The 24071-nt window shown below is 66.1% G+C and carries 25 protein-coding genes; 13 read left to right on the top strand and 12 right to left on the bottom strand.

What is annotated here, in order from left to right:
- Nucleotides 1–135: 135 nt before the first annotated feature.
- The gene (locus ABLE71_RS13080) at nt 136–813 is read left to right on the top strand and encodes a hypothetical protein (protein WP_348783885.1); all 678 of its coding nucleotides are present in this window, start codon (nt 136–138) and stop codon (nt 811–813) included.
- 54 nt (nt 814–867) lie between these two features.
- Entirely contained in the window at nt 868–1191 is a 324-nt protein-coding gene (locus tag ABLE71_RS13075) for a DUF1330 domain-containing protein (protein ID WP_348783884.1), read from the top strand.
- A gap of 15 nt (nt 1192–1206) precedes the next feature.
- On the opposite strand, the gene ABLE71_RS13070 is transcribed toward ABLE71_RS13075, so the two are convergent.
- Complete coding sequence (locus ABLE71_RS13070; protein WP_348783883.1) at nt 1207–1941, bottom strand: NUDIX hydrolase; 735 nt, start codon at nt 1939–1941, stop codon at nt 1207–1209.
- A gap of 308 nt (nt 1942–2249) precedes the next feature.
- On the opposite strand from ABLE71_RS13070, the gene ABLE71_RS13065 reads away from it, so the two are divergent.
- Nucleotides 2250–2342, top strand: a complete 93-nt coding sequence (locus tag ABLE71_RS13065; protein WP_348783882.1) for a putative RiPP precursor — start codon at nt 2250–2252, stop codon at nt 2340–2342.
- 175 nt (nt 2343–2517) lie between these two features.
- Here ABLE71_RS13065 and ABLE71_RS13060 read toward each other — a convergent pair whose 3' ends face one another.
- The 3 genes from ABLE71_RS13060 to ABLE71_RS13050 all read right to left on the bottom strand — a co-directional run bounded on the left by ABLE71_RS13060 (nt 2518) and on the right by ABLE71_RS13050 (nt 7226).
- Nucleotides 2518–4014: an NAD(P)/FAD-dependent oxidoreductase gene (locus ABLE71_RS13060; RefSeq protein WP_348783881.1), complete on the bottom strand. Its 1497-nt coding sequence runs from the start codon at nt 4012–4014 to the stop codon at nt 2518–2520.
- A gap of 43 nt (nt 4015–4057) precedes the next feature.
- On the bottom strand, nt 4058–5995 hold the full coding sequence (locus tag ABLE71_RS13055) for a cation-translocating P-type ATPase (RefSeq protein WP_348784469.1): 1938 nt from the start codon (nt 5993–5995) through the stop codon (nt 4058–4060).
- A 208-nt stretch (nt 5996–6203) separates the two neighbouring features.
- On the bottom strand, nt 6204–7226 hold the full coding sequence (locus ABLE71_RS13050) for a LysR family transcriptional regulator (protein ID WP_348783880.1): 1023 nt from the start codon (nt 7224–7226) through the stop codon (nt 6204–6206).
- Here ABLE71_RS13050 and ABLE71_RS13045 point away from each other — a divergent pair.
- Nucleotides 7198–7608 (top strand): cupin domain-containing protein, encoded by a 411-nt coding sequence (locus ABLE71_RS13045; RefSeq protein WP_348783879.1) that lies wholly within the window; start codon nt 7198–7200, stop codon nt 7606–7608. The genes ABLE71_RS13050 and ABLE71_RS13045 overlap by 29 nt on opposite strands.
- Before the next feature lie 41 nt (nt 7609–7649).
- Here ABLE71_RS13045 and ABLE71_RS13040 read toward each other — a convergent pair whose 3' ends face one another.
- The 3 genes from ABLE71_RS13040 to topA all read right to left on the bottom strand — a co-directional run bounded on the left by ABLE71_RS13040 (nt 7650) and on the right by topA (nt 13021).
- A complete protein-coding gene (locus ABLE71_RS13040) occupies nt 7650–8084 on the bottom strand; it encodes a DUF983 domain-containing protein (protein WP_348783878.1) in 435 nt (144 codons plus the stop codon).
- A gap of 2 nt (nt 8085–8086) precedes the next feature.
- Entirely contained in the window at nt 8087–10330 is a 2244-nt protein-coding gene (gene rnr / locus ABLE71_RS13035) for a ribonuclease R (protein ID WP_348784468.1), read from the bottom strand.
- A 66-nt stretch (nt 10331–10396) separates the two neighbouring features.
- Nucleotides 10397–13021: a type I DNA topoisomerase gene (topA, locus tag ABLE71_RS13030; protein ID WP_348783877.1), complete on the bottom strand. Its 2625-nt coding sequence runs from the start codon at nt 13019–13021 to the stop codon at nt 10397–10399.
- A 295-nt stretch (nt 13022–13316) separates the two neighbouring features.
- Between topA and ABLE71_RS13025 the strand changes: the two genes are divergently transcribed.
- Nucleotides 13317–13520, top strand: a complete 204-nt coding sequence (locus ABLE71_RS13025; protein WP_348783876.1) for a hypothetical protein — start codon at nt 13317–13319, stop codon at nt 13518–13520.
- Here ABLE71_RS13025 and dprA read toward each other — a convergent pair.
- The 4 genes from dprA to ABLE71_RS13005 are packed head-to-tail and all read right to left on the bottom strand — an operon-like array spanning nt 13482 to nt 17465.
- On the bottom strand, nt 13482–14618 hold the full coding sequence (dprA, locus tag ABLE71_RS13020) for a DNA-processing protein DprA (protein WP_348783875.1): 1137 nt from the start codon (nt 14616–14618) through the stop codon (nt 13482–13484). The two genes, ABLE71_RS13025 and dprA, sit on opposite strands and share 39 nt — an antisense overlap.
- Nucleotides 14615–15202, bottom strand: coding sequence for a glycerol-3-phosphate 1-O-acyltransferase PlsY (gene plsY / locus ABLE71_RS13015; RefSeq protein WP_348783874.1), 588 nt, complete (start codon nt 15200–15202; stop codon nt 14615–14617). Before plsY ends, dprA begins: the two co-directional genes overlap by 4 nt.
- Nucleotides 15203–15216: 14 nt before the next feature.
- Entirely contained in the window at nt 15217–16503 is a 1287-nt protein-coding gene (locus ABLE71_RS13010) for a dihydroorotase (RefSeq protein WP_348783873.1), read from the bottom strand.
- Nucleotides 16500–17465 (bottom strand): aspartate carbamoyltransferase catalytic subunit, encoded by a 966-nt coding sequence (locus ABLE71_RS13005; protein WP_348783872.1) that lies wholly within the window; start codon nt 17463–17465, stop codon nt 16500–16502. Before ABLE71_RS13005 ends, ABLE71_RS13010 begins: the two co-directional genes overlap by 4 nt.
- A gap of 164 nt (nt 17466–17629) precedes the next feature.
- On the opposite strand from ABLE71_RS13005, the gene ABLE71_RS13000 reads away from it, so the two are divergent.
- Both ABLE71_RS13000 and ABLE71_RS12995 read left to right on the top strand, forming a co-directional pair.
- Entirely contained in the window at nt 17630–19258 is a 1629-nt protein-coding gene (locus tag ABLE71_RS13000) for an acyl-CoA dehydrogenase family protein (protein ID WP_348783871.1), read from the top strand.
- Between the two features lie 220 nt (nt 19259–19478).
- Complete coding sequence (locus ABLE71_RS12995) at nt 19479–19790, top strand: DUF6105 family protein (RefSeq protein ID WP_348783870.1); 312 nt, start codon at nt 19479–19481, stop codon at nt 19788–19790.
- Here ABLE71_RS12995 and ruvX read toward each other — a convergent pair.
- Nucleotides 19757–20242 carry a Holliday junction resolvase RuvX gene (gene ruvX, locus ABLE71_RS12990; protein WP_348783869.1) on the bottom strand — a complete coding sequence of 162 codons (486 nt, stop codon included), beginning with the start codon at nt 20240–20242 and terminating at the stop codon, nt 19757–19759. The two genes, ABLE71_RS12995 and ruvX, sit on opposite strands and share 34 nt — an antisense overlap.
- A gap of 85 nt (nt 20243–20327) precedes the next feature.
- Between ruvX and ABLE71_RS12985 the strand changes: the two genes are divergently transcribed.
- The 6 genes from ABLE71_RS12985 to gatC all read left to right on the top strand — a co-directional run bounded on the left by ABLE71_RS12985 (nt 20328) and on the right by gatC (nt 24068).
- Nucleotides 20328–21035, top strand: a complete 708-nt coding sequence (locus ABLE71_RS12985) for a metal-dependent hydrolase (RefSeq protein ID WP_348783868.1) — start codon at nt 20328–20330, stop codon at nt 21033–21035.
- 71 nt (nt 21036–21106) lie between these two features.
- Complete coding sequence (locus ABLE71_RS12980) at nt 21107–21460, top strand: hypothetical protein (protein ID WP_348783867.1); 354 nt, start codon at nt 21107–21109, stop codon at nt 21458–21460.
- A gap of 106 nt (nt 21461–21566) precedes the next feature.
- Nucleotides 21567–21911: a hypothetical protein gene (locus ABLE71_RS12975; RefSeq protein ID WP_348783866.1), complete on the top strand. Its 345-nt coding sequence runs from the start codon at nt 21567–21569 to the stop codon at nt 21909–21911.
- Entirely contained in the window at nt 21908–22183 is a 276-nt protein-coding gene (locus tag ABLE71_RS12970; RefSeq protein ID WP_348783865.1) for a hypothetical protein, read from the top strand. Before ABLE71_RS12975 ends, ABLE71_RS12970 begins: the two co-directional genes overlap by 4 nt.
- Nucleotides 22184–22237: 54 nt before the next feature.
- Nucleotides 22238–23644 carry a multicopper oxidase family protein gene (locus ABLE71_RS12965; protein ID WP_348783864.1) on the top strand — a complete coding sequence of 469 codons (1407 nt, stop codon included), beginning with the start codon at nt 22238–22240 and terminating at the stop codon, nt 23642–23644.
- A 136-nt stretch (nt 23645–23780) separates the two neighbouring features.
- Nucleotides 23781–24068 carry an Asp-tRNA(Asn)/Glu-tRNA(Gln) amidotransferase subunit GatC gene (gatC, locus tag ABLE71_RS12960; protein WP_348783863.1) on the top strand — a complete coding sequence of 96 codons (288 nt, stop codon included), beginning with the start codon at nt 23781–23783 and terminating at the stop codon, nt 24066–24068.
- Nucleotides 24069–24071 lie beyond the last annotated feature (3 nt).

The raw sequence follows: 24071 nt of genomic DNA, 5'->3' as shown, positions 1-24071 counted from the left end.
GACTTCTGCCAACCGGGTGGCGTTTTCCTCTGGCGTCCGGGGCGGATATCGCACTATCCGTCCCGTCCCGACATGCTATGGTGGCGCAAAAGCGCCACGGCGAGGGCGGCGCGGGAGCATGGTGAGAGGACGGGTATGGTGAGAGCTTTTCTGAGCGCGGCGGCGATGGCCGCGGGCATTTTTCTGGCGCCTGCGGCGGCTTTCGCCTGCGAGGGCGGCAAGGTGCTGATGGAGGACAATTTTAGCAAGCTCAACCGCGCCTGGGGCGTGGCGATCGATCCCAAGCTGGAGCGCGTCGACGGCGAGGGCCTGTCGACCGACTATCCGCCCGGCACTGTCAAGCGCGCGATCAGCCAGTGGGGCTTCTTCGACAATGCGGTCGCCTGCGCCACCTATACGGTGGCCTATCGCTGCACCGACGCGGAGGTGTGCGAGACGCAGCCCTATGTCGGGCTGATCGTCTGGGGCGTCGACCTCGAGAACTACTATGCCTTCGAGGTCGCCCCGCTGGTCGGCATCTACAGCGTGCAGCGGCTGCAGAACAACAAATGGCTGACGCCGGTTTCCTGGACCGCGCTGCCCGGCGGCCGGAAATTCGCGGCCGGCGACAAGTTCGAGCTGTCCGCGGTGATGAAAGGCAACATGATCACCTTCAAGGTGAATGACCGGCCGGTCATCGAGTTCGAGGCTATGGCGCCGGAGGGCGGATCGCTGGTGGGTTTCGAGCTCGCCGCCGCGCAGACCGGCCGGGCCAAGACCCAGCTCAATCTGTCGCGTTTCGAGGTCCGCGAGCTAACTGCGGAGTCGCAGTGAGCTTACGTGCCGTGCGCCCATCCGGAGGGCGCCCGTACGCTGTGGGGAATGCGAATGACAAAGGGCTATTGGGTTGCTTTTGTCGATGTATTGGACCCGGAGGGCTACAAGGCTTACGTGGCCGAGAATGCAACGGCATTCCGCAAATACGGGGCCCGTTTTCTCACCCGAGGCGGTCAGGGCGAGAATCCGGAAGGCCAGCCGCGGTCCCGCGTCGTTGTCATTGAGTTTCCAACCTACGACGCGGCGATAGAGTGCTATCACTCCCCGGAATATGCCAGGGCGATGGCTTTGAGATCAGGCAAGTCCATCATGGATTTGGCGATTGTGCCAGGATACGACGGCCCGCAGCCCGAAGGGAGCGCCGACCGGATCTAGAGGCCCGCCGCGCGCTCAAAGCATCTCGCGGACGAAGCGTTTTCTGACCATGCGGTAGAAAGGCGCCGGCCCGCCGGGGTTGAGCCCTGGATCGCAGGCCAGACGTTTTTCCAACTCGCCGAGCACGGTCCTGGTGATTTCGGGAATGTCGACGCGTTTTGCTTGCGCGATCGGAAGCCAGACCAACTCTTCCAACTCGTTGGTCGGTCCGCCCCCGGGCAACTCGACGGCGACGTCGCCACGCCAGGCGCTGAGGAATCGCGTGTCGAAGCGCCGTACGCGACCGGGCGGCGTGATCGCCCGCGCAATCAAACGCAGGCCGGCAAGCGCCGGGCGAACGCCGTGGTCGGCGAAGGCCTGCCACTCGGCCTTGCCGGCGGCGAACGGACCCTTCTCGCCGATCAGCATGCCCGCTTCCTCATAGGTTTCGCGGATCGCCGACAGCGCTATGGCGCGGGCCCGCGCGAGGCTCGTGCGACCGGCGCCGGCCATGAGCTTCGCCTCCTCGTGCGGGTGCAATCCCGACGCCACGACGACGCGGCTGTCGGCGGGATCGGTGCGGCCGCCGGGAAAGACGAACTTGCCCGGCATGAAAGCGTGCCGCATATGGCGGCGCCCCATCAGCACGTGGAGGTCGCCACCCCTGCGGTTGAGCAGGATAAGGGTGGCAGCGTCGCGCGGGCGAAGCGGGCCAGGCCCCAGCGCCTTCGCCTCGATCCTGTCCACCTCGGCTTTGGTCATGCCTTCCATGGTGGCCAGATTAGGGGAAGGGGAGGCGCGGTCAATGTCTCAGCTTAGACAGCGGCACCGAGCGCTGGCCGGCAATGGACACTGGCGATTCGAGGTGCGGCTTGTGGATCCATGCGACTGATGTATGCTCGGATTCGCATATTTCGCACGAGAGCGGGGAAGTGCTTGTGAAGAGGACCTACGAAAAGCCGGTGCTGACGAAACGCAGTCTGCTGTCGACGGTTGTCGCTACCGCATCGCCGGTTCCTATGCCCAGTTAATACGGCCGGGCCGGGGATGCCGTCTTCGCTCAGGCAAAGGAGGGACAATTGAAGAAGACCTACGAGAAGCCGGTGCTGACGAAACGTAGCCTGCTGTCGGCGGTTGTCGCTACGGCATCGCCGGTGCTTATGTCCGGGTAATCCGGCACCAGGCCACAAAAAGGAGGGACAATTGAAGAAGGCATACAGGAAACCCGCGCTGATCAAGCGCGACGTGCTTTCAAAGGTCACCGCAGGCGATCCGTCGTTGATCTTCGCGTGCGTCTAGCCATTTCAATCGTTAAGGCTGCGCCGTTCTCCTTGAGAGCGTGACGATTCAGTCGATCTTCATCGATGACCGGCGTGTAGCCCTGGTCATCCACCAGAACCGCGTTGCCGAGAATGGCCATTGCGTGACGATGCGACCCGACGCGGCCGCGTAGTAGTTCCTCGTCGTCTTGTAGACGGATTTCTCCAGCCTTTCCTGGACCCGGCGGTTGAAGCCGTCGAAGGCCGAGCGCCTGACCTCGACCGTCGCGCCGCCCGCTCTCACCATCGCCGCGAGGCAATCGGCGGCGAAGCGCGCCTGGCATTCGAGGATGAACAGCAGCGTGCCGCTGTTGCTGTTGGGGCCATCGAGCATGAAGAAATTCGGGAAGCCCGGTACGCAGGAGCCGAGGAAGGCGGCCGGCTCGCCGCTCCAGACCGTGTGCAGGTCGGCACCGTTCCTCCCCACGACTTCAAGGCGCGACAGATAGTCCGCGGCGCTGAAGCCGGTCGCGAGCACGACGACGTCGAGCTCGTGGCGGTTGCCCTCTTCGTCGATCAGGCCGTCGGCGTCCATGCGCGCCACCGCGGGAGCGATCGCGACGTGCGGCTGTTGGACGGCGGCGTAGAAGTCGCCGCTGGCCACCGCGCGCTTGGCGCCGAGCGGATGGTCGGGCAGGAGTTTCTCGACGAGGTCGGGGCGTTCGGCCAGCGACCGCCTGAGATATGCCTCGGCGGCGGTGCGCATACGCCGGTTGATCTTCGAGCCCAGCCTTTCCGGCCGGCCGATCCTGGCCCATTCGTACCTGAGAAATTCCTTCAAAGCCTTGAAGCGGTACTGCCACGAGGTTTGGTAGCGTGTGCGCTGTCGGGCGGTAAATATCCGGTTCTTCTTGGGCAATATCCAGTTCGGCGAACGCTGGAAGATGGTGACCGACTTCGCGACCTTCGCCGCCTCCGGGACGATCTGCACGGCCGACGAGCCGGTCCCTATGACGCCGACGCGCTTGCCCGCGAGGCTGATGTCGTCGGGCCAGCGCGCCGTATGGCAGGCGATGCCCGGATAGGCGGCAAGATCGATGCCGGGCGGGATGACGGGGACGCTGAGGAAACCGACGCAGGAGATGACGGCTTCGAACTCCGCGGTCCGGCCGTCGGCGAAGCTCACAGTGTAGAGCTTCTTCTCGTCCGACCACGCGGCCGAGACGACCGTGGCGCCGAAGCGGAACCGCGAGCGAAGCCCGAATTCGTCGATCGTCTTCTCGAGATAGCGTTTCACCTCCGCTTGGCTGCCGAATCTTTGCGTCCAGTCGTACCTGTTGAAGGAGAATGAGTAGAGATGGCAGGCGATGTCGACCTCCGCGCCGGGATAGCGGTTGTCGTGCCAGGTGCCGCCCGGCTCGCTCGAACTCTCGAAGACCAGGAAATTGTCGAGTTTCGCCCGCTTGAGGTACCAGGCCGCCGCGATGCCGCTGATGCCGCCGCCGACGATGGCGATGCGCAACCCGGCGGACCTGTCCAGCGATATGTCGACCGGTCGATCCGCCTGAACAAGCCCTTCGTGCATGGCGCGGAAGCTACATCAGGATCGCGACGAACGCCAACCGGTCTCAGGCGGCGCTGCGCGGCACCTTTCGGCGATAGGCCTGCTGCCGAACCGGCGGGCTCGATTGTGGCAGCGCGGGCGAGGGTATCCGCGAGGGGGCCTCGGCCCGGCGGCGGCCGATGGGCGCGCCGAGCAAGCGCAGGCCGTTGAGCACGACCAGAACCGTACCGCCCTCATGTCCGATCACCGCAAGCGGGAGCGGCAGGTCGAAGAACAGCCCGCCAGTGACGAGCACGGCCATCGCGCCGATCGCGAATATAAGGTTCTGCCGGATGATCGTCGCCGTCCGGCGCGCCAGCCGATGCGCTTCCGCCAGGCGCCCCATGTCCTCCGACAGCAGGGCGACGTCGGCGGCCTGGAGGGCCACGTCCGAGCCCGCCGCGCCCATGGCGATGCCGACGTCGGCGCGCGCGAGAGCGGCGGCGTCGTTGACGCCGTCTCCGACGAAGGCGACCTTGCCTTTGGCAGCGAGCGCCGCGACCAGTTCGACCTTGTCCCGCGGCAGCATGTCGGAATGAATCTCGTCGTCCCGCAGCCCCAGTTCCGCGCCGATGCGCAGCGCGACGGGACGGCGATCGCCCGTCATCATGACGATCGTGCCGACCCCGGCATCCCGCAGCGCGGAAAGCGCCGGCGCGGATGTCGCGCGCGATTGGTCGGCAATGGCGACGGCTCCCAGCACCTCAGTGTCCCGGCCGAGATAGACGATGCTCTGGCTGTCTTGCGTCAGCGGTTGCAGCGCCGGGTGATCGATCGATGCGCCCATTTCTGCCGCAAGGCGCGGATTGCCGGCCCAGAGCAGACCCTTGCCGTCCTCGCCGACGATCCCGGCGCTGGGCCGCGTGGTGGCGTTCCTGACCGGGGCGGGGTCGATGCCGCGGCCGGCGGCCTCCCGGCGGATGGCGGCGGCGCTTGGGTGCTCAGACTGCGCCTCGAGGCCGGCCAGCAGCGACAGGAAGCCCGGCACGTCTCCGTCGATCGCGACGACGCTGGTCACCGCCGCCTTGCCCGTCGTCAGGGTTCCGGTCTTGTCGAATGCGAAAGCGTTGACCGCCGCCAGCGTTTCAAGCGCGGCCCCACCCTTGAACAGAACGCCCCCGCGCGCGGCGGCCGACAGCGCCGAGAGGATCGCGGCGGGAACCGAGATGACGATGGCGCACGGGCTGGCCGCCACCAGCAGGGTCGCGGCCCGGTAGAGCGCTTCCTCCCAGTCGCGCCCCAGCCAATAGAAGGCCGCGAAGGCAAGCACGGCGCCGGCCATGACCGCTACCGTGTAGCGCTGACCGAACCATGCGCTGAAACGCTCGGACGGCGCCTTGGCCGCCTGGGCCTCGGTCACCAGCGCGATCATGCGGGCGACCGTGCTTTCCGCGACGGTCCTGCTCACGGCGACTTCGATCACGCCGTCGAGGTTGACCGTCGCCTCGAAGACCTGAGCGCCTGGCTCCTTGGCGACGGGCATCGATTCGCCGGTGATGTTTGCCTCGTCCACGGAGCCGCGCCCGGCGACGATCACACCGTCGGCCGGCACGCGCGCGCCGGGCCGCAGCACGAAGACATCGTCCACCACAAGGCCGGCGGCGGGAATTTCCTTGACCGTGCCGTCGGGCTTCCTGCGCAGGGCCGTTTCCGGACGCAGCGCCATCAAGGCTTCGATGGCGCGGCGCGCGCGTCCCAAGGCCCGCTCCTCCAGGGTGGTCGAGATGCTGAAAAGGGTGAGCAGGACCGCGCCTTCGAACGGCGCGCCGACTGCCGCCGCAGCGATGGCCGCGACGACCATCAGCAGGTCGATGTCGAGGATGCCTTCCTGCCACAACGTTCCGAGCGCCCGCCAGGCCGCCGGCAGGCCGCCCGCCAGATAGACAAGCGACAGGCCTGTCAGGGAGAACAGCGCGGCGGCTTCGCCCTCCAGAGGCCAGATGGCGGCCGAGGCAAGCAGCATGCCGAGCACGGTCAGGACCGTCAGGACCACCGAGGTGTCTAGCGGGAAGAATCGTTGCACGTCATGTCCTCGGCCAAATATCTGGTGGGCTTGGCGGTGCCTGGACCGGGTCCCCGACGACACCGCCATGCCGACGACCCGCCATACAGGCCTTCGCCGATTGAAGAAAGCGGCGTTAGAAAGCTCGATATAGCGCGTTGCGCCATGCTCACCCAATCAGAGCCGCTCTCAACGCCGGAATGTCGTCGAGCACATGGTCGACGAAGGCCGCGATACGCGGTGTCTTGCGCAACTCGGGGTGCGCGAGCAGGTACCAGGCGCGGGTCAGTTCTTCGACCGGCGGGAGCACCTGGACCAGCGTCTCCTCGGCGTCACCCAGGGTCGTGGGCAGTGGCGCGACGCCAATGCCGGCCTTCACCGCCGACAAAGTGCCCAGCATGCTGTTGTTTCGGTTGACCACGCGCGCGTTCGGCACCGCCGCCGGCAGCCATTTCGCTACGCGGTGGTTGGCCATGATCCCATCAAAGCCGATCATTGCATAGCCGGCGAGCTGTGCGACGCTGGCCGGCCGCCCATGCTGCTGGATATAGCTCTTGCTGGCGTAGATGGCCCACACCGAGTCGCAGATCTTGCGCCCGACCAGCGTGTCGTCGGCGGGCTCGCCCGAGCGGAATGCGACGTCGGCCTCGCCCTTGGCGATGTCGAGGTAGCGATCACTTGTCACGAACTGTACCTTGAGGCCGGGATAGCGCTCATAGAAGCGGTCCAGCAGGCCTGTCGCGACGATACGCGAAACGGTCGGCTCCGGACACGTAAGGCGGATCACCCCCGTGAGATCGTTCTTTAGCGCCTCGACCTGGTGGTCAAGCGCGGCGATGGTCGCCTCGACGGCCAACACCTTGTCGATGAGCGCCTCTCCGATCTCCGTAAGCCGGTAGCCCGTGGAGCGCCGTTGCACCAGTGTGAGGCCGAGGTTGCGCTCAAGCTCCGTCAGCCGGCGGTGAACGGTCGACTGGTTGCAGCCGAGCGCCCTGGCCGCGGCCAAGGTGCTGCCGTGTCGGGACACGGCGATCAGATGGCGCAGGTCGCTCCAATCGAACATCGTTGGACTATGCACTTTTGCGCGCTTGTCTTGCAAACAAGCTGCTCCCGGCGATGCCGCCCGGTGGCTACCTTTCTCCTTCAATGCCTTGGAGGAAGACATGCACGAGAAGACCAGCGTCGACACCATGATCGCGGGCCTGACCGTCGGGGTCACGCGCAGCGCCGAGGAGACCGGGATCGCCAAGTTGACCCCGCTGCACCGCGAGGTCGTCGCGAGCATGCCGCGAGCGTCGGAGCAGGAGATTCGGGTTCTGTTTGCCACACTCCTGCCCGGCGACGTCACTCCATATCACTGGCACCGCTTCCCGGTGACGGTGTTCGTAGTCGAAGGTACGTTCACGCTGGCGCTGGAGGGGCGCGAGCCGATAGCGATTGCCGCGGGACAGGTTCTTGTGGAGCCGGCCCACGTCAAGATGAGGGGCTATAACAGGGGGGACGTGCCGGCACGGATGGCGCTGTTCTACGTGTGCGAACCTGGCGCGCCGTTCGCCGATGCCGTCTCGACCTGAGCCAGCGATCACGCCCCGGAGGGTGCGCCGCCACTCTCGGTTCACATCTCGGGATGCGTTTCCAGCGCATCGTCCTCGTCGCCGAAGCCGTGCATGTAGAGCGCCCATTGCAGGCCGACGATGGCGCCCTTGACCGGGCGCAGCAGGCCGACCGCCATGACGATTGTGAGCGGTGCCCAGATCGCCAGGTGCTGCCATGTCGACAGAGTGCTCGTCGCCTCGAAACCCATGAAGGCGCCGACGATGACATGGCCGACGATCACCACGACCAGATAGGCAGGCAGGTCGTCGGCGCGATGGTGGTGCATATCCTCGCCGCAATGCCCGCAGGCCGGCACGACTCCCAGGAAGGACGAGAACAGCTTGCCTTCGCCGCATTTCGGGCATTTGCCGCGAAAGCCGTTCCACATGGCGTTCCAGAGCGGCCGGGCTGGGCGCCCCGTGTGGTGCTCGCCGCCGAAAACCTGGCTTTCCATTCTCATCTCCTTGCGCGGCCGCGCGGCTGTGAGGCACGCTCCCGCATCTTCCTGCCGCCCTTGGACTTGTGGAACGAACGCTTCGATCCCGGCAGGGGTTTCGGCTCGCTCAGCATCTCGAACCGCATCGCGCCGGCGAGCGGCGCGACTTCCACAAGGCGGACCTCGACACGGTCGGCGAGCTGAAAACCCTTGCCCGACTGGCTGCCGAACAGGGCCCGCGCGGCTTCGTCGAAGTGGTAATAGTCATCTCCAAGAGAAGATATAGGTATGAAACCATCCGCACCGTACTGCGGCAATTGGACAAATAGTCCCGATTTGGTGACGCCCGAGATGCGCGCCTCGAAGGTCTGGTCGACCTGCTCGGCGAGATAGGCCGCGATCAGCCGGTCGACCGTCTCGCGCTCGGCCGCCATGGCGCGCCGTTCCGACGCTGATATCAGCCCTGATATCTCCTCCAGCCGCGCCTCCTCGGCCGGCGTGATCCCGTCCGCGCCGAGCTTCAGCGACGCGATCAGCGCGCGATGGACGATGAGGTCCGAATAGCGCCGGATCGGCGAGGTGAAATGCGCGTAGCGCCGCAGGTTCAGCCCGAAATGGCCGAGATTCTCCGGCGAATAGACGGCCTGGCTCTGCGTACGCAGCACCACTTCGTTGACCAGCGCCTCGTTGTCGGCGCCCTGTACCTGCGCCAGGATTCCGTTGAAGGCGCGCGGGGTGAGTTGGGCGCCGCGCGCCAGCGACATGCCCAGCGTCGCCAGGAATTCGCGCAGCGATTCCTGCTTGGCGAGCGAGGGCGCGTCGTGGACCCGGTAGACCAGAGCCTGGAGCTTTGCCTCCAGCGTCTCGGCCGCGGCGACATTCGCCTGGATCATGAACTCCTCGATGAGTTTGTGCGCATCGAGACGGTCGGGAACGATCACCTTGTCGACAGTGCCGTCCGGCTTGAGCAGGATCTTGCGCTCGGGCAGGTCGAGTTCCAGCGGCTGGCGCGAGACGCGGCCGCGCTTCAGGACAGCATAAGCCGCCCAGAGCGGCTTCAGCGCCGTGTCGAGGATCGGACGGGTGACATCATCAGGCGCGCCTGACATCGCCGCCTGCGCCTGGTGGTACGCGAGCTTCGCCGCCGACTTCATCATGACGCGGTGGAACGAGTGGCGGATTTTCCGCCCTTCGGACGAGAAAGTCATCCTCACCGCGAGCGCGGGACGGTCGACGCCCTCTTTCAGCGAGCAGAGATCGTTGGAGATGCGCTCGGGCAGCATCGGTACGACGCGGTCGGGGAAATAGACCGAATTGCCGCGCTTCAGCGCCTCGCGGTCGAGGGCTGAGCCGGAACGCACATAGGCGGCGACGTCGGCGATGGCGACGGTGACGATGACGCCGCCAACATTCTTCTCATCCGTGTCTGGTTCGGCGAACACCGCATCGTCGTGGTCCTTGGCGTCGGCCGGATCGATGGTGATGAGGGGGAGGGCGCGGAAGTCTTCGCGGCCGGCCATGTCCGCGTGTTTCGCCGCCTCGGCTTCGGCCAGCACGTCGGCGGGGAAGATGTGCGGAATCTCGTGCGCGTGAATGGCGATCATCGAGACCGCCTTCTCCGAGGTCAGCGAGCCGAGCACCTGAATCACACGTGCGCGCGGCAGGCCGTAACGGGCGGACGAAACCTGCTCGACCTCGACGAGATCGCCCTTCTCGGCTCCGTTGAGATCGTCGCGCGAAACCGTCATCTCCGACTGGCGGCGCTCAACCGGCTCGATGCGGAAGGAGCCGTCATCGGCCTGCCTGAGCACGCCGAGCACGGCCTCGGCGCGCTTCTCGAACAGCTTCATGACACGGCCGGTGTAGGCCGGGCCTTCTCCCTCGTCAGACGGGAAGGTCTTTGCCAGCACGCGGTCGCCTATGCCCGGCGCGGGGCCGCTGCGCGACGGTTTTAGCGAGACGATCGGCGGCTCGCCGAAACGGTCGTTCCATTCGCTCGGCCGGGCAAGCAGCCCGCCATCGGCGTCGCGGGAATAGATTTCGAGCACGCTGACATGGGGCAGGCTGCCGGCACGCGAAAGACGCTTGCGTTCCTGGTTGAGCAGGCCCTCGTCCTGCAGGTCGCGCAGCATGTCCTTCAGCCAGACGCGATCCTCGCCCTTCAGCGAAAAAGCCTTGGCGATCTCGCGCTTGCCCGAGCGGTCGGGGTTCTCGTGGATGTATTTGAGGATGTCTTCCCGGGTCGGACGGAAGTCGCCGCGCACTTTACCCTGGGCCGCCGGGGCTTTGCCGGCTGGTTTTCCTGTGCCGGGAATCCTGCGTGCCAATCCTCAGGCCTTTTTCTTGGCGGCGACCTTCTTCGCCGCCGGCTTTTTCGCCGCCGTCTTCTTCGCTGCTGGCTTCGCGGTCGAGGAAGCCCTGCGGAACGATTTCTTGCCGCCGCCGCCCTTGGCGGCTTTCTCGGCGATGAGCGCAAGCGCATCTTCGAGCGTCACCGACATCGGGTCTCTGCCCTTGGGTAGCGTGGCGTTGATCTTCTCGTGGTTCACGTAGGGTCCGTACTTGCCGTCGCGGACGGTGATCTTGCCGCCGTCGGGATGCTCGCCCAACTCCTTCAGCGCTGCCGGGGTTCCACCGTTGCGCCCGCCGCGCCCCTTGGAGACCTTCTCGGCGATAACCGACACGGCGCGGTTGAGCCCGATCGAGAACACATCCTCGATGCTTTCGAGATTGGCGTAAGTGCCGTCATGCAGCACGAACGGCCCGTAGCGGCCGAGGCCGGCGGAGATCATCTTGCCGCTTTCGGGATGCTGGCCGACATCGCGCGGCAACGCCAGCAGCGCCAGCGCCTTCTCGTGATCGATGCTGTCGGGCGTCCACCCCTTCGGCAGGCTGGAGCGCTTGGCTTCCTTGCCGTCGCCGCGCTGGACATAGGGTCCGAAGCGGCCGGAGCGCAGCGTGATCTCCTCCGATGTGTAGGGGTCCTTGCCGAGCACCTTCGGCCCTTCGGACTCGCCGCCGTTTTCGGCGTTCTCGGCACCGAACTGGCGCGTGTAGCTGCACTCCGGATAGTTCGAGCAGCCGATGAAGCCGCCGCTTTTCCCGAGCCGGAGCGACAGGTTTCCGGTGCCGCATTTCGGACAGATGCGGGGGTCGCTGCCGTCGGCGCGCGCCGGGAAGAGCAGCGGCGCAAGGTCCTCGTTCAGCGCGTCGAGCACCTGGGAGATGCGCAGGTCCTTGATGTCGTCGACGGACGCCGAGAAGTCGCGCCAGAAATCGCGCAGCACGACCTTGTATTCGAGCTTGCCGTCGGAAATCTCGTCGAGCTTCTCCTCCAGCGAGGCGGTGAAGTCGTATTCGACATACTTCGCGAAGAAGCTTTCGAGGAATGCCGACAGCAGCCGGCCCTTGGCCTGGGGGATCAGACGGCGCTTGTCGATGGCTACGTATTCGCGGTCCTCGAGCGTCTTCAGGATCGCCGTGTAGGTCGACGGACGGCCGATGCCGAGTTCTTCCATCTTCTTGATCAGCGTCGCCTCGGTGTAGCGCGGCGGCGGCTCGGTCGTGTGCTTCGAGACGTCGATCTTCTCGCGCTTTAGCGTCTCGCCGGCGCGGATTTCGGGCAGGCGGCGGTCCTCCTCGTCCTCGGCGTCGTCTTCCTTCTGGTCCGTGTAGGCGGCGATGAAGCCGTCGAAGCGGACGACCGAGCCGACTGCGCGCAGCGTCGCGGCGCGGCTGCCGTTCACCGCCTCGATCTCGGCGGTGGTGCGCTCGATCTCCGCCGGCTGCATCTGGCTGGCGATGGCGCGCCTCCAGATCATCTCGTAGAGGCGGAACTGGTCGGCATCGAGATATTGGCGCACCGAACCCGGCGTGCGGAAGAAGTCGGTCGGGCGGATCGCCTCGTGGGCTTCCTGCGCATTCTTGGCCTTGGTCGAATAGTATCGCGGCTTCTCCGGCAGGTATTTTTCGCCGAACTCCTTGGTGATCGCGGCGCGCGCGGCGTCGATCGCTTCCGGGGCCATCTGCACGCCGTCGGTTCGCATGTAAGTGATGAGGCCGGCGGTCTCGCCGCCGATGTCGAGACCCTCATAGAGGCGCTGCGCGATCTGCATGGTGCGCGTCGCCGAAAAGCCGAGCCGCGACGACGCCGCCTGCTGCAGCGTCGAGGTGGTGAAGGGCGGACCGGGGTTGCGCCTGGTCGGCTTGGCTTCGACGGACAGCGCGCTGAACGACGCGCCTTCGAGCATGGCGCGGATGTCGTCAGCCTGGGCCTGCGATGACACGTCGAGCTTCTGCAGCCGCTTGCCTTCGAAGCCGGTCAGCCGCGCCTCGAAGCTGTCGGCGCGCGGCGTGCCGAGGATGGCGGCGATCTGCCAGTAGTCCTCGCGGATGAATTTCTCGATCTCGACCTCGCGGTCGGAGACAAGCCGAAGCGCCACCGACTGGACGCGGCCGGCCGAGCGCGAGCCCGGCAGCTTGCGCCACAGCACCGGCGACAGGGTGAAGCCGACAAGATAGTCGAGCGCGCGGCGGGCCAGATAGGCGTCGACCAACGGTGCATCGATCTGGCGCGGATGGGCCATCGCGTCGAGCACTGACTGTTTTGTAATCGCGTTGAAGACGACGCGGCTGACCGGCTTGTCCTTCATCACGCGCTTGTTCTTCAGCACTTCGAGCACGTGCCAGGAGATGGCTTCGCCCTCGCGGTCGGGGTCGGTGGCGAGGATCAGACCGTCCGCATCCTTGACCGCGTTCGCGATTTCGGTGAGACGCTTGGAAGAGGGGCCGTCGACCTCCCACGACATCGAAAAATCGTCGTCGGGACGCACCGAGCCGTCTTTCGCCGGAAGGTCGCGGACATGGCCGTAGGAGGCCAGGACCTTGTAGTTCCGGCCGAGATATTTGTTGATCGTTTTCGCCTTCGCAGGCGATTCGACGACGACAACGTCCATGAGCGGTTAGGTTTCCCTGCGGCGCGGAATGGGAGAACGACGCGCCATGAAGTTTTGGAATCGTCCGTCACATGGCTGCGCTTTTCGGTCCGGTCAAGCCCGCAGGCCGAAAATCGCGGTTGGTGCGACCCTATGCAACTTTGACGGTAGGTAAGAATTCCTTGCAACCTATAGTAAATATGGTAGGGATAACATCCGTAAGGAACTGCCGCGAATAACCGCAAAATAATCCAGAGACTGAACGATGGCTTGGCGCATTTGAAATCGCGCCGGGCCGGCAATGGAGTCTTGCTCGATGCATGCGCAGCCAGGCAGGAAAAGGCACGATGCGCTCGACTACATACAGTCGATGCTCGGACAACTGCGCAACATGGCCGAAGCCGAGCGCTGCGACATGCTCGCCTACCTGATCGAGATGGCCTATCTGGAAGCGAGCGACATCGTCCGCGGCGAGCGGCCGTCACGGAGCCCCGAGCAGAAGCGAAACAGCTCCGCCTGAGTGGCGTTCGAGCCGGCCGGCGAGGTCGAGCTCCAGAAGGATCATGAACACCTGAGCCGGGTGAAGCCCGGTGTGGCGGATCAGTTCGTCGATGCCAACAGGCGTCGGTCCGAGTGCCTCGATGACGCGTTCGCGGTCGGTGTCCTGCGGCGGAGGCGTGGCGCCGAAATCCGGTGGTTCGTCGAGTTTTGGCGGAAGCTGGATCGCGGAACCCGTCAGCGGCGCGATGGCTTCCATGATGTCGGCCGCCTCCGTCACCAATATCGCGCCTTCCTTGAGCAGGCCGTTGGCGCCGGCCGCGCGCGGGTCGAGCGGCGAGCCCGGCACCGCGAAGACCAGCCTGCCCATCTCGCCGGCAAGCCTCGCGCTGATCAGCGAACCGGAGCGTTTCGCCGCCTCGACCACCACCAGCCCGAAGGAGAGGCCGGCGATGATGCGGTTGCGGCGCGGAAAATCCTGTGCGCGCGGCTCCCAGCCGAACGGCATCTCCGAGACCGCCGCGCCGCCGCGCGTCGTGATCTCGCCGAGCAGGTCGATGTTCTCGGGCGGATATGGCTGGTCGAGCCCGCCGGCGAGCACCGCCACGGTTCCCGTGGCCAGGCTGCCCTCGTGTGCCGCGGTGTCGATGCCGCGCGCCAGGCCGGAGACGACGCCATAGCCATGCCGGCCAAGCTCGGCGGCGAGCATGCGCGCCATCTTGATGCCGGCAAGCGAGGCATTGCGCGCACCGACGATGGCGACCGGCGGCAGCGAGAACACGGCAGGCGTACCCTTCACCGCCAGCAGCGGCGGCGGGTGGTCCATGCGCTTCAGGAGCGGCGGATAGTCGGGCTCGCCGATGCCGATGAAACGCGCGCCATGTTTCGCGGCGGTCTCGAGTTCCGCCTCGGCTTCGGCGATCGAGGGGATGCGCACGGCTCGCCCCGCGCCGCCGGCCATCGCCAGTTCCGGCAGGATTTCCAGCGCAGCCTCGGCGGAGCCGAAGCGGTTGATGAGGTCGCGAAAGCTCGCGGGGCCGACATTGGGTGTCCGGATGAGGCGCAGCCAGGATAGCCGCTGCCGGTCGCTGAGGCGAGGGGCTCCATCCGGCCTGTTCAACCCTTGGCCCCGATCCTGCCTTCGGTGCCGGCGATGAGCCGCGCGATGTTGGCGCGGTGTTTTATGAAGACGATGACGCTCAAGCCGGCGAAGAGGATGGCGAGGTCGATGCGACCCATGAACCAGAGAGCGAGCGGCGTGACGACGCAGGCCGTCAGCGCCGACAACGACGAGTAGCGCAGCGCGAAGGCGACGACGACCCAGACCGCGCAGAACAGCAGCGCCGCCTGCCACATCAGCCCGGCTAGCACGCCGATATAGGTGGCGACGCCCTTGCCGCCCTTGAAGCCGAGCCAGACCGGGAAGAGGTGGCCGAGGAAGGCGCCGAGGCCGGCGGCGATGGCGGGTTCGGCGCCGTAGACGCCGGCGATCAGCACCGCCGCCGTGCCCTTCAGCATGTCGAGGAGAAGCGTCGCCGCGGCGAGACTCTTGTTGCCGGTGCGCAGGACGTTGGTCGCGCCGATATTGCCCGAGCCGATGCTGCGCACGTCGCCCAAGCCCGCCGCGCGAGTCAGGAGCAGGCCAAAGGGGATCGAGCCAAGGAGATAGCCGAAGGCGAGGGCGAGGATGGTGGCGTAGGTCATAGTTTCCCGACGAGCTATGCGGAAAAGACTGTGCGGCCCGCGACCAGCGTTTGCAAGACCCGGCCCTGCAGCCGCGCGCCCTCGAAGCAGGTGTTTTTCGAGCGCGAACGGATGTCGGCCTCGCGCACGACCCAGGGTTCGTCGAGGTCGACGAGGACGAGGTCGGCGGGCGCGCCCGGCTTCAACGTTCCGCCAGGCAGGCCGAACAGTTTTGCGGGAGCGGTGGAGAGCACTTCGGCAAGGCGCAGCAGCGGTACGTCGCCATTGTGGTAGAGCCGGAGCGCGGCGCCGAGCAGCGTCTCCAGCCCGATCGCACCCTCCGCCGCGTCGGCGAAAGGCAGCCGCTTGGTGTCGACGTCCTGCGGGTCGTGCGAGGAGACGATGACGTCGATCGTGCCGTCCTTGAGGGCCTCGATCATGGCGAGCCGGTCGTCCTCGGCGCGCAGCGGCGGCGACAGGCGAAAGAAGGTGCGGTATTCGCCGACGTCGTTCTCGTTGAGCGAGAGGCTGTTGATCGAGACGCCCGCGGTGACGTTCGCGCCGTCGGACTTGGCGCGTGCAATCGCGGCGGCCGCCATGGCGGTCGAGATCTTCGCCGCATGGTAGTTGGCGCCGGTCAGCCTTGCGAGCATCAGGTCGCGCTCGAGCGGGATCGCCTCCGCCTCGCGCGGAATGCCCGGAAGCCCCAGCCAGCTCGCATAGAGCCCTTCGTTCATCACGCCGCCCGCCGACAGGTCGGCATCCTGAGTCTCGTGCGCGATCACCGCGCCGAAATCGCGCGCATAGGTCAGCGCGCGGCGCATCAGCGAGGAACTGGCGATGGTGTGCCTGCCGTCGGTGAAGCCGACCGCGCCGGCTTCGCGCAGCAGGCCGAACTCGGTCATCTCGCGGCCTTCGAGTTTCTTGCTGATGGCGGCCGCGGGATAGACGTGGACCGACGCCGTGTCGCGCGCGGCGCGCAAGACGTGCTCGACCAGCGCTATGTCGTCGATGATCGGATCGGTGTCGGGCATCATCACGATGGAGGTGACGCCGCCTGCAGCAGCGGCCTGGCTCGCCGAATGAATGGTCTCGCGGTGCTCCGCGCCCGGCTCGCCGATGAAGACCCTGGAATCGATTAGTCCGGGGATGATGACCTTGCCCCGGCAGTCGACGACCGTGGCGCCTTCCGGCGTGCCCTGGTTCAGTGCGGATGCGCCGGCCGCGACAATCTTCCTGCCGTCGACGATGACGGCGCCTGTCTCGTCGATGCCGCGAGACGGATCAACGACGCGGGCGTGGCTGAAGACGGTGACGCTCATTGCGCGCCTCCGCCGGCATTGCGGCGCGGATCGAGCAGCGCTTCCATCACCGCCATGCGCACGGCGACGCCCATCTCCACCTGTTCCTGGATGACGCTCTGCGGTCCGTCGGCGATCTCGGAGGCGATCTCGACGCCGCGGTTCATGGGCCCGGGATGCATGACCAGCGCGTCGTCCTTGGCCGCCTTAAGCTTCTCGGCGTCGAGGCCGAAATAGCGGAAATATTCGCGCACCGAGGGCACGAAGGCACCGGCCATGCGCTCGCGCTGCAGGCGCAGCATCATCACCACGTCGGCGTCCTTCAGTCCTTCCGCCATGGTGCGGGAAACGATGACGCCCATCCTCTCGATGCCTGATGGCAACAGTGTCGAAGGCGCTACGACGCGCACCTGCGCGCCCAGCGCATTGAGCAGCATGATGTTGGAGCGAGCGACGCGCGAATGCAGCACGTCGCCGCAGATAGCGACGATGAGCTTCGACAGCGGGCCCTTGGCGCGGCGGATGGTTAGCGCATCAAGCAGCGCCTGCGTCGGATGCTCGTGCGCGCCGTCGCCGGCGTTGACCACTGAGCAGCCGACCTTCTGCGCGAGCAGGGCGGCGGCGCCGGCCGACTGGTGGCGGATGATGAGGATGTCCGGCCGCATGGCGTTCAGCGTCATCGCCGTGTCGATCAGCGTCTCGCCCTTCTTCACGGACGAACTCGCCACCGCCATGTTCATCACGTCGGCGCCGAGCCTTTTGCCGGCGAGTTCGAAGGACGACTGGGTGCGGGTGGACGCTTCGTAGAAGAGGTTGATCTGGGTGCGGCCGCGCAGCGTCGAGGTCTTTTTTTGCGGCTGGCGCGAGATCGAAACTGCCGCGTCGGCGCGGTCGAGCAGCATTTCGATATCGGCGGGAGACAGGTCGCGGATGCCAAGCAGATGGCGATGCGGGTAGAGCGGCGGAGAGGGCGCTTCGGTCATGTCAAGGCGCTGCTATAGGGTGCGGGTCCTTTCCCCGCAAGCCAAGCGGCTTTGGATTGGCTGTATTCTCCCCGGTATTTTCGTCGCGTTAACGACAGCTTCGGCTATATAAAGCCCCGATGTCAGCCCGGATTCGGTCGGCTGGCGGCAGTCAGGAACAGCGCGTGACGGACGAGGTAACAAACCAGCCACCGCCGATCGCAGGCGGCAACGCCTGGCGAGGCGACCCGCTGCTGATCCAGATCGCCGAGGATTTTTCGGCGCCGGTGCGCAAGGACCTCGACAATCTCGGACGTTTCGTGCTGACGCCCGAAGCGCAGGAGACCGCTCGGCTCGCGAATGTCGAGACGCCGGTGCTGAGAACCCACGACCGGCAGGGCAGGCGGATCGACACGGTCGACTTCCACCCGGCCTACCATGCGCTGATGCGCCGCTCGATGGCGAGCGGGCTGCACTCCTCGATCTGGGAAAACGGAGCCGCCGAAACCGGCCGGCGTCATCAGGTGCGCGCGGCGCGCTTCTATCTCACGTCGCAGCTCGAGGCCGGGCATCTCTGCCCGATCACCATGACCAGCGCCTCGCTGGCGGCGCTGATGGCCACCCCGCAACTGTTTCGCGAATGGGCGCCGCGCATCACCACGCGCAAATACGACCAAAGCACCAAGCCGCCGGTCGAAAAGACCGGGCTGACGCTCGGCATGGGCATGACGGAGAAACAGGGCGGCACCGATGTGCGCGCCAACACGACCAAGGCCGAGCGCGCCGGCAACGGCTTTTACCGCATCACCGGCCATAAATGGTTCATGTCGGCGCCGATGTCGGACGCTTTCCTCGTGCTGGCGCAGGCGGGCGAGGGGCTCTCCTGCTTCCTCGTCCCGCGCATCCTGGGCGACGGCACCGGCAACGGGTTCCATTTCCAGCGGCTGAAGGACAAGCTCGGCAACCGCTCCAACGCCTCTTCGGAAGTGGAGTTCGTCAACGCGATCGGGCAGATGGTGGGCGAGCCCGGCGCCGGCATCAAGACGATCATGGACATGGTCACGCTGACCAGGCTCGATTGCGCCGTAGCCTCGTCCGGCCTGATGCGGGCGGGCCTTGCCGAGGCCATCCACCACACGCGGCACCGCCAGGTCCAGGGCCAGAAGCTCGTCGACCAGCCGCTGATGCAGCGCGTTCTGGCCGACATGGCGCTCGACGTGGCCGGCGCCTCCGCGCTGTCCTTCCGGCTGGCGCGCTCCTTCGACGAGGCGGCGAGCAACCGGACGGAGGCGTCGTTTGCCCGCGCGATGACGCCTGTGGTGAAATACTGGGTCTGCAAGATCGCGCCCGCGCTGCTCTACGAGGCGATGGAGTGCCTCGGCGGCAACGGCTATGTCGAAGAGATGCCGCTAGCGCGCTACTACCGCGAGGTGCCCGTCAACGCGATCTGGGAGGGTTCGGGCAACGTGATGGCGCTCGACGTTCTGCGCGTGCTGGGCCGCGCGCCTGGCTTGTTCGACGAGGTGCTGGCCGGCATCGAGCACGACCTCGGCGCCGGCGGACCGGGCACGGTCGCCGTGCTGCGCGCGGCCATGCAAGTCGCATCCACCGACGAGGGTTCGGCCCGCATCCTGACCGAGCAACTGGCGCTGTCGGCGGCGGCTGCGGAATTGAAGCGCATGGGGGCGGGGCGAATCGCCGACGCCTTCATCGAGACGAGGCTCGCCGGCCAGTGGCGCACGACCTACGGCATGCTCGACGCGCGCCATGACGCGCGACTGATCATCGACACGCTCTATCCCACGACGAACTGAACGCGGAATCGTCTCCGCAGCGGTCAACGAGAAAGGGCTGGCCATCCACAGGCCGCGTCCGTTAACCTTAACAAATGGTTTACGTTGCATCGCATTTTTGCCCGGACCACTGTCCGAGGGCGACCCAAGGGATTCTCATGCGGCCTCTTTCAACCACCTTTGCGGGTTTCAGCGCGGCCGTCCTGCGGGAATCCGGCCGCCTCTGCGGAGATCCATGCTGATGCGTTGGGTATTCGCCGCCTGGGCGCTGCCGATGGGCATTTTCTGGGGCTGGTATTTTCTGTCGCTCAACGACATGAACTTCGGCTACGTCATGCTGACGCGCCAGGTGCACGATTTGCTGTTCCAGCTCTACGGCCAGGCGCTCGGCGTCGAGCCGGCGACGATCCCGCCGCTGGTGGCCAAGGCTTGCGTCCTCGACACTCTGCTCATCCTCGCCATCTGGGCCTTCCGGCGCAGGCAGGCGATCGCCGACTGGTTCAGGACCAAGCGCCAGCGCTATTTCGGAGCGGAACCTTCGCCGAGCGCGTGAAGCCGGTCGAGCACGCCCTGCAGGATGAAGGCGGCGGCCGCCGAATCGATCTTGCCGGCGCGTTTCTTTCTGGAAAAGTCCATTTCGATCAGAGTGCGCTCCACGGCAACGGTCGAGAGCCTTTCGTCCCAGAAGACGAAGGGCAGGTCGGTCATCCTGGCCATGTTGCGCACGAAGGCGCGTGAGGCCTGAGCCCTCGGCCCTTCCGAGCCGTCCATGTTGATCGGCAGGCCCATGGCCACCGCGCCGACATTGTCCTTCGCCAGGAGGGCGAGCAGCGCGGCGGCGTCGAGGGAGAATTTCTTGCGTAGGATGACCGGGCGCGGATGAGCGAAGGACAGGCTCCGGTCGGACACGGCAACGCCGATCGTCTTTTCGCCGAGGTCGAGCCCGGCGAGCGTCTTGCCGCCGTCAAGAGTGGCGGGTAGATCGGTGACGGCGATGACGGCCAACGGATGTTCCTTAGCGCGGAGTTCGGGCCGTTCTACCTTCTTAATGCAGGTTGCTCCAGCAATTGAAATACCGAGGAGATGTTCGATGAAGCTGACCTGGTACGGGCAATCGGCCTTCCGCGTCGAGGCGGGTGGCGCGACGATCCTGATCGATCCGTTCCTTTCCGGCAATCCGCTATGGAATAGGGGCTGGGAAGGGCCGGCCGAGGGCGTCACCCATGTGCTGCTGACCCACGGCCACAACGACCATCTCGGCGACACCGCCGACATCGTGAAGAAGACGGGAGCGCAGCTCGTCGCCAACTTCGAGATCTGCATGTATCTCGTCGGCCAGGGTGTTTCGGGCGAAAAGATCAATCCGGGCAACACGGGCGGAACCGTCGATTGCGGCGGCTTCACCACGACCTTCGTGCAGGCGCTGCATTCCTCGTCGTTCAATGTCGGCGACGGCTCGAACGTTTACCTCGGCAACCCGCTCGGACTGGTGCTGCATTTCCCCGAGGACAAGACGCTCTATCATATGGGCGATACCGACATCTTCTCCGACATGGCGCTGATCAACGAGCTGCACGGGCCGGAGATCGGCCTGGTGCCGATCGGCGACCGCTTCACCATGGGCGGGGCCGTGGCCGCGCTCGCCTGCCGGCGCTTCTTCAAGTTCCAGACGGTTATTCCCTGCCACTACAGGACCTTCGGCCTGCTCGACCAGACGCCGGACAAGTTCGTCGCGGGGATGGAGGGGTCGGGCACGAAGGTGCTGGCGCCGGAGGTTGGGAAGGCGGTGGGAGTGTAGCGGGCGAGGCGAAGCGACGCCCCTTTGACCTTGATCAACAAATCGACAGGATTTTGGGTTATCGTTCTTTCATGGTTCGTGCGATCGGACAGATTCGGGCAGTCTGCGCCGTGCTGGTTCTTGGCATGGTCATGGCGCTTGGCGTCGTCGCCCTGTCGGAAGCCGCGCCTTTCGGCGGGTATAACGAGCCCGCCGTTCACCAGATGGTCGAAGCCGATTCTGCCTGCGCCGACGCGGCGTGCACGGAGCGCAATGCCGATGACTGCTCCGCCGCCCAGGCATGCTGCGGCGCTTGCGCCGTTCTCGCCTTGGAGACCGCCGGCGTTCCGGCCCGCCCGGGCGATGCCTGGGGATTGATACCCCGCCCTATGCTCAGCGGCCTCGCCCCGCTCGTCAACCGACATCCTCCCCGCGTCCACGCCTGACCTTGGCGCCACGTGCGCCGGTCGAGCCACCATTCTTCGTCCCGGCGCGCAAGCGCCGAGGCAATGGCGGCTCCAAGTCAGACAGTCGACAAAGGGAGATTCCCAAATGCGCAACATGCTACCGCTTGCCGCGGCCATCGTTCTTGGCCTGACGGCAAACGCCTTCGCCCAGGCCGATCCCCACCATCCACAAGGCACCTCCGCGCCCGAAGCGAAGATGCCGGCCGAAACGCAGGCGACCCCGCAGACAGCCCCCATGGACTGCCGCGACATGATGAGCGGCATGATGGGCAACATGACGCCGCCGGACGGCTCACCGCAAATGCAGACGATGCGGATGATGCACATGATGCAAATGATGCAGATGATGCAGGCGATGCACATGCAGATGATGCAGCAGATGCAGAAGGACATGATGTCCGAAACACCGAACAAGGGAGTCTCGCCATGACCGACCTAGCCAATGCACGGCCTCTTTCCGTCCTCGGGCTTTCGGTTGCAATCGGTGTCGCGCTGGTCGTCCTTTTCGTGCTGTGCGCCCTCGTCGAGCTGCTGCTGCCGGGCCTCCCGGCGACGCACGCCTGGATCGGGCTGTTCACGCTCGCTCCGGTGACGTCGCCGCGCGCCTGGATCGAAGGCGTCTTCTACAGCTTTGTCTTCGGGATCGTCACCGGCGCGATCGTGGCGGTGGTGCATAACGCTATCGCCGCGCGGGGCGACTGACGGATCGCGGCGGAGACGCCGCAAGACGCATCATATTCAGGAAGGAAAAAGAGAATGAACCGTCGTCACTTGCTTGCCGGCATCATGGCCGGAACCGCCGCGCTGTCCCTGCCGCGCGGACCTGTTGGCCGCGCCCTCGCCGGCGGGGCCGCCAAGCGCCTCGCCATCACGCGCCGCGCCATCGAGGTGAACGGTCGGGCCGCGTCGGTGTTTGGCCTGACGGGACCGGACGGAAAGCCGGGCCCAAGCTTCACCGAAGGCGAGGCCTTCAACGTCCTGCTCGCCAACGAAACGGGCGAGGCCACCCTCATCCACTGGCACGGGCTGACGCCGCCCTGGCCTAGCGACGGCGTGCCCGATCAGCCGGCGCCGCCGATCGCGGGCAGGGAAGAGCGGAGCTACGACTTCCCGGTCGGGGAGGCCGGCACGCACTGGATGCACGCGCACACGCTACAGGAACAGGCGCTGCTTGCAGCTCCGCTGATCGTCGGTCCGGCGCGGCCGGCCGACGAGCAAGAGGTGGTCGTTCTGCTGCACGATTTCTCGTTCAAGACGCCCGAGGAACTGCTGGCGTCCCTCACCGGCGCCAAGACGGATCCGATGGCCGGGATGGATCACAGCGCGCATGGCGCCATGAGCATGCCGGCCTCGCATGACGGCCCGATGGCGATGGACCTCAACGACATCGAATACGACGCCTATCTCGCCAACGACCGCACGCTGGACGATCCCGAGGTCGTCGAGGTTGAGCGCGGCGGGCGGGTGCGGCTGCGCATCATCAACGGGGCGACCGCCACGGCATTCACCATCGACCTCGGCGGGCTCGAAGGCGAGTTGATCGCCGTCGACGGCCGCGATGTCGTTCCCGTGAGGGCAAGTCGCTTCCCCATGACCATGGGGCAGCGGATCGATGTCCGGCTGCGGCTGCCCGACGAGGCCCGCGCATTTCCGATCCTGGCGCTGCGCGAGGGCGAGCCGCAGCGCACCGGGATCATCCTCCGGCCCGCCGGCGCCAGCGTCACGAGGATCGCCGTGGAAGGCGAGGAAAGCGGACCGGTGCTCGATCTGTCGCTCGAAGCCCGGCTGAGCGCGGCCCGTCCCCTCGCGCCGCTGCCGGCGAACGAGGCCTACCAGCTTGCGCTCGACGGCGACATGGCCGCGTACAAATGGAGTCTGGCCCTGGACCGGCCCATTGTCGTCAGCCAAGGCGATAGGGTCGAGGTCGAACTCGTCAACAGAAGCATGATGGCGCACCCGATGCATCTGCATGGCCACCACTTCCAGATCGTGGCGATCGACGGCCAGCGGTTTGCCGGCGCCGTGCGCGATACCGTGCTTGTCCCGCCCCGGCGCTCGGTGACGGTCGCCGTCGACGCCGACAATCCGGGGCAGTGGGCATTCCACTGCCATCACCTCTACCACATGGCCGCCGGCATGATGACAACCTTCGGCTATGGCTGACGAGGCGAGGGCGGGTCTGCCGGTGCGCAGCCGTAGGGGAAGCGCATCCTGAAAGGCCGATTGGGGGTGATATTGCACTGCGGCACCCGTCTCGTTATAGCCGGGAGCGAATTTCCCCAGTCGATCGAGTGTTCCCATGTCCGTCGATATCGCCACAGTGAAGCGCGTCGCGCATCTCGCCCGCATTGCGGTCAGCGAGGAGGACGCCGAGCGCATGACCGGCGAGCTCAACACCATCCTGGGCTTCGTCGAGCAGTTGAACGAGGTCGACGTTTCCGGCGTTGAGCCGATGACCTCGGTCATTCCGATGGAGATGAAGAAGCGGCAGGACATCGTCACCGACGGCAACAAGGCCGCCGACATCGTCGCCAATGCGCCGGCTACCGATGAGAACTTCTTCCTCGTGCCGAAGGTGGTGGAGTAGCCG

This window comes from Mesorhizobium sp. KR9-304 (assembly GCF_040049215.1).
Taxonomy (GTDB): Bacteria; Pseudomonadota; Alphaproteobacteria; order Rhizobiales; family Rhizobiaceae; genus Mesorhizobium_K.
Note: the sequence above shows the minus strand (reverse complement) of the source record. Positions and strands in the feature narration are given on the sequence as shown.

Bases quoted from the DNA above. Each gene is read 5' to 3' on its own strand.
- ABLE71_RS12985 (WP_348783868.1), top strand. From the start codon at position 20,328: ATGAAGCTGACCTGGTACGGGCAATCGGCCTTCCGCGTCGAGGCGGGT.
- ABLE71_RS12970 (WP_348783865.1), top strand. From the start codon at position 21,908: ATGACCGACCTAGCCAATGCACGGCCTCTTTCCGTCCTCGGGCTTTCG.
- ABLE71_RS13010 (WP_348783873.1), bottom strand. From the start codon at position 16,503: ATGAGCGTCACCGTCTTCAGCCACGCCCGCGTCGTTGATCCGTCTCGC.
- ABLE71_RS13080 (WP_348783885.1), top strand. From the start codon at position 136: ATGGTGAGAGCTTTTCTGAGCGCGGCGGCGATGGCCGCGGGCATTTTT.
- ABLE71_RS12995 (WP_348783870.1), top strand. From the start codon at position 19,479: ATGCGTTGGGTATTCGCCGCCTGGGCGCTGCCGATGGGCATTTTCTGG.
- ABLE71_RS13070 (WP_348783883.1), bottom strand. From the start codon at position 1,941: ATGGAAGGCATGACCAAAGCCGAGGTGGACAGGATCGAGGCGAAGGCG.
- ABLE71_RS13060 (WP_348783881.1), bottom strand. From the start codon at position 4,014: ATGCACGAAGGGCTTGTTCAGGCGGATCGACCGGTCGACATATCGCTG.
- ABLE71_RS13055 (WP_348784469.1), bottom strand. From the start codon at position 5,995: ATGCTGCTTGCCTCGGCCGCCATCTGGCCTCTGGAGGGCGAAGCCGCC.
- ABLE71_RS13050 (WP_348783880.1), bottom strand. From the start codon at position 7,226: ATGGTGTCGACGCTGGTCTTCTCGTGCATGTCTTCCTCCAAGGCATTG.
- ABLE71_RS12965 (WP_348783864.1), top strand. From the start codon at position 22,238: ATGAACCGTCGTCACTTGCTTGCCGGCATCATGGCCGGAACCGCCGCG.
- ABLE71_RS13040 (WP_348783878.1), bottom strand. From the start codon at position 8,084: ATGGAAAGCCAGGTTTTCGGCGGCGAGCACCACACGGGGCGCCCAGCC.
- ABLE71_RS12980 (WP_348783867.1), top strand. From the start codon at position 21,107: ATGGTTCGTGCGATCGGACAGATTCGGGCAGTCTGCGCCGTGCTGGTT.
- ABLE71_RS13075 (WP_348783884.1), top strand. From the start codon at position 868: ATGACAAAGGGCTATTGGGTTGCTTTTGTCGATGTATTGGACCCGGAG.
- ABLE71_RS12975 (WP_348783866.1), top strand. From the start codon at position 21,567: ATGCGCAACATGCTACCGCTTGCCGCGGCCATCGTTCTTGGCCTGACG.
- gatC (WP_348783863.1), top strand. From the start codon at position 23,781: ATGTCCGTCGATATCGCCACAGTGAAGCGCGTCGCGCATCTCGCCCGC.
- ABLE71_RS13025 (WP_348783876.1), top strand. From the start codon at position 13,317: ATGCATGCGCAGCCAGGCAGGAAAAGGCACGATGCGCTCGACTACATA.
- ABLE71_RS13005 (WP_348783872.1), bottom strand. From the start codon at position 17,465: ATGACCGAAGCGCCCTCTCCGCCGCTCTACCCGCATCGCCATCTGCTT.
- ABLE71_RS13045 (WP_348783879.1), top strand. From the start codon at position 7,198: ATGCACGAGAAGACCAGCGTCGACACCATGATCGCGGGCCTGACCGTC.
- topA (WP_348783877.1), bottom strand. From the start codon at position 13,021: ATGGACGTTGTCGTCGTCGAATCGCCTGCGAAGGCGAAAACGATCAAC.
- plsY (WP_348783874.1), bottom strand. From the start codon at position 15,202: ATGACCTACGCCACCATCCTCGCCCTCGCCTTCGGCTATCTCCTTGGC.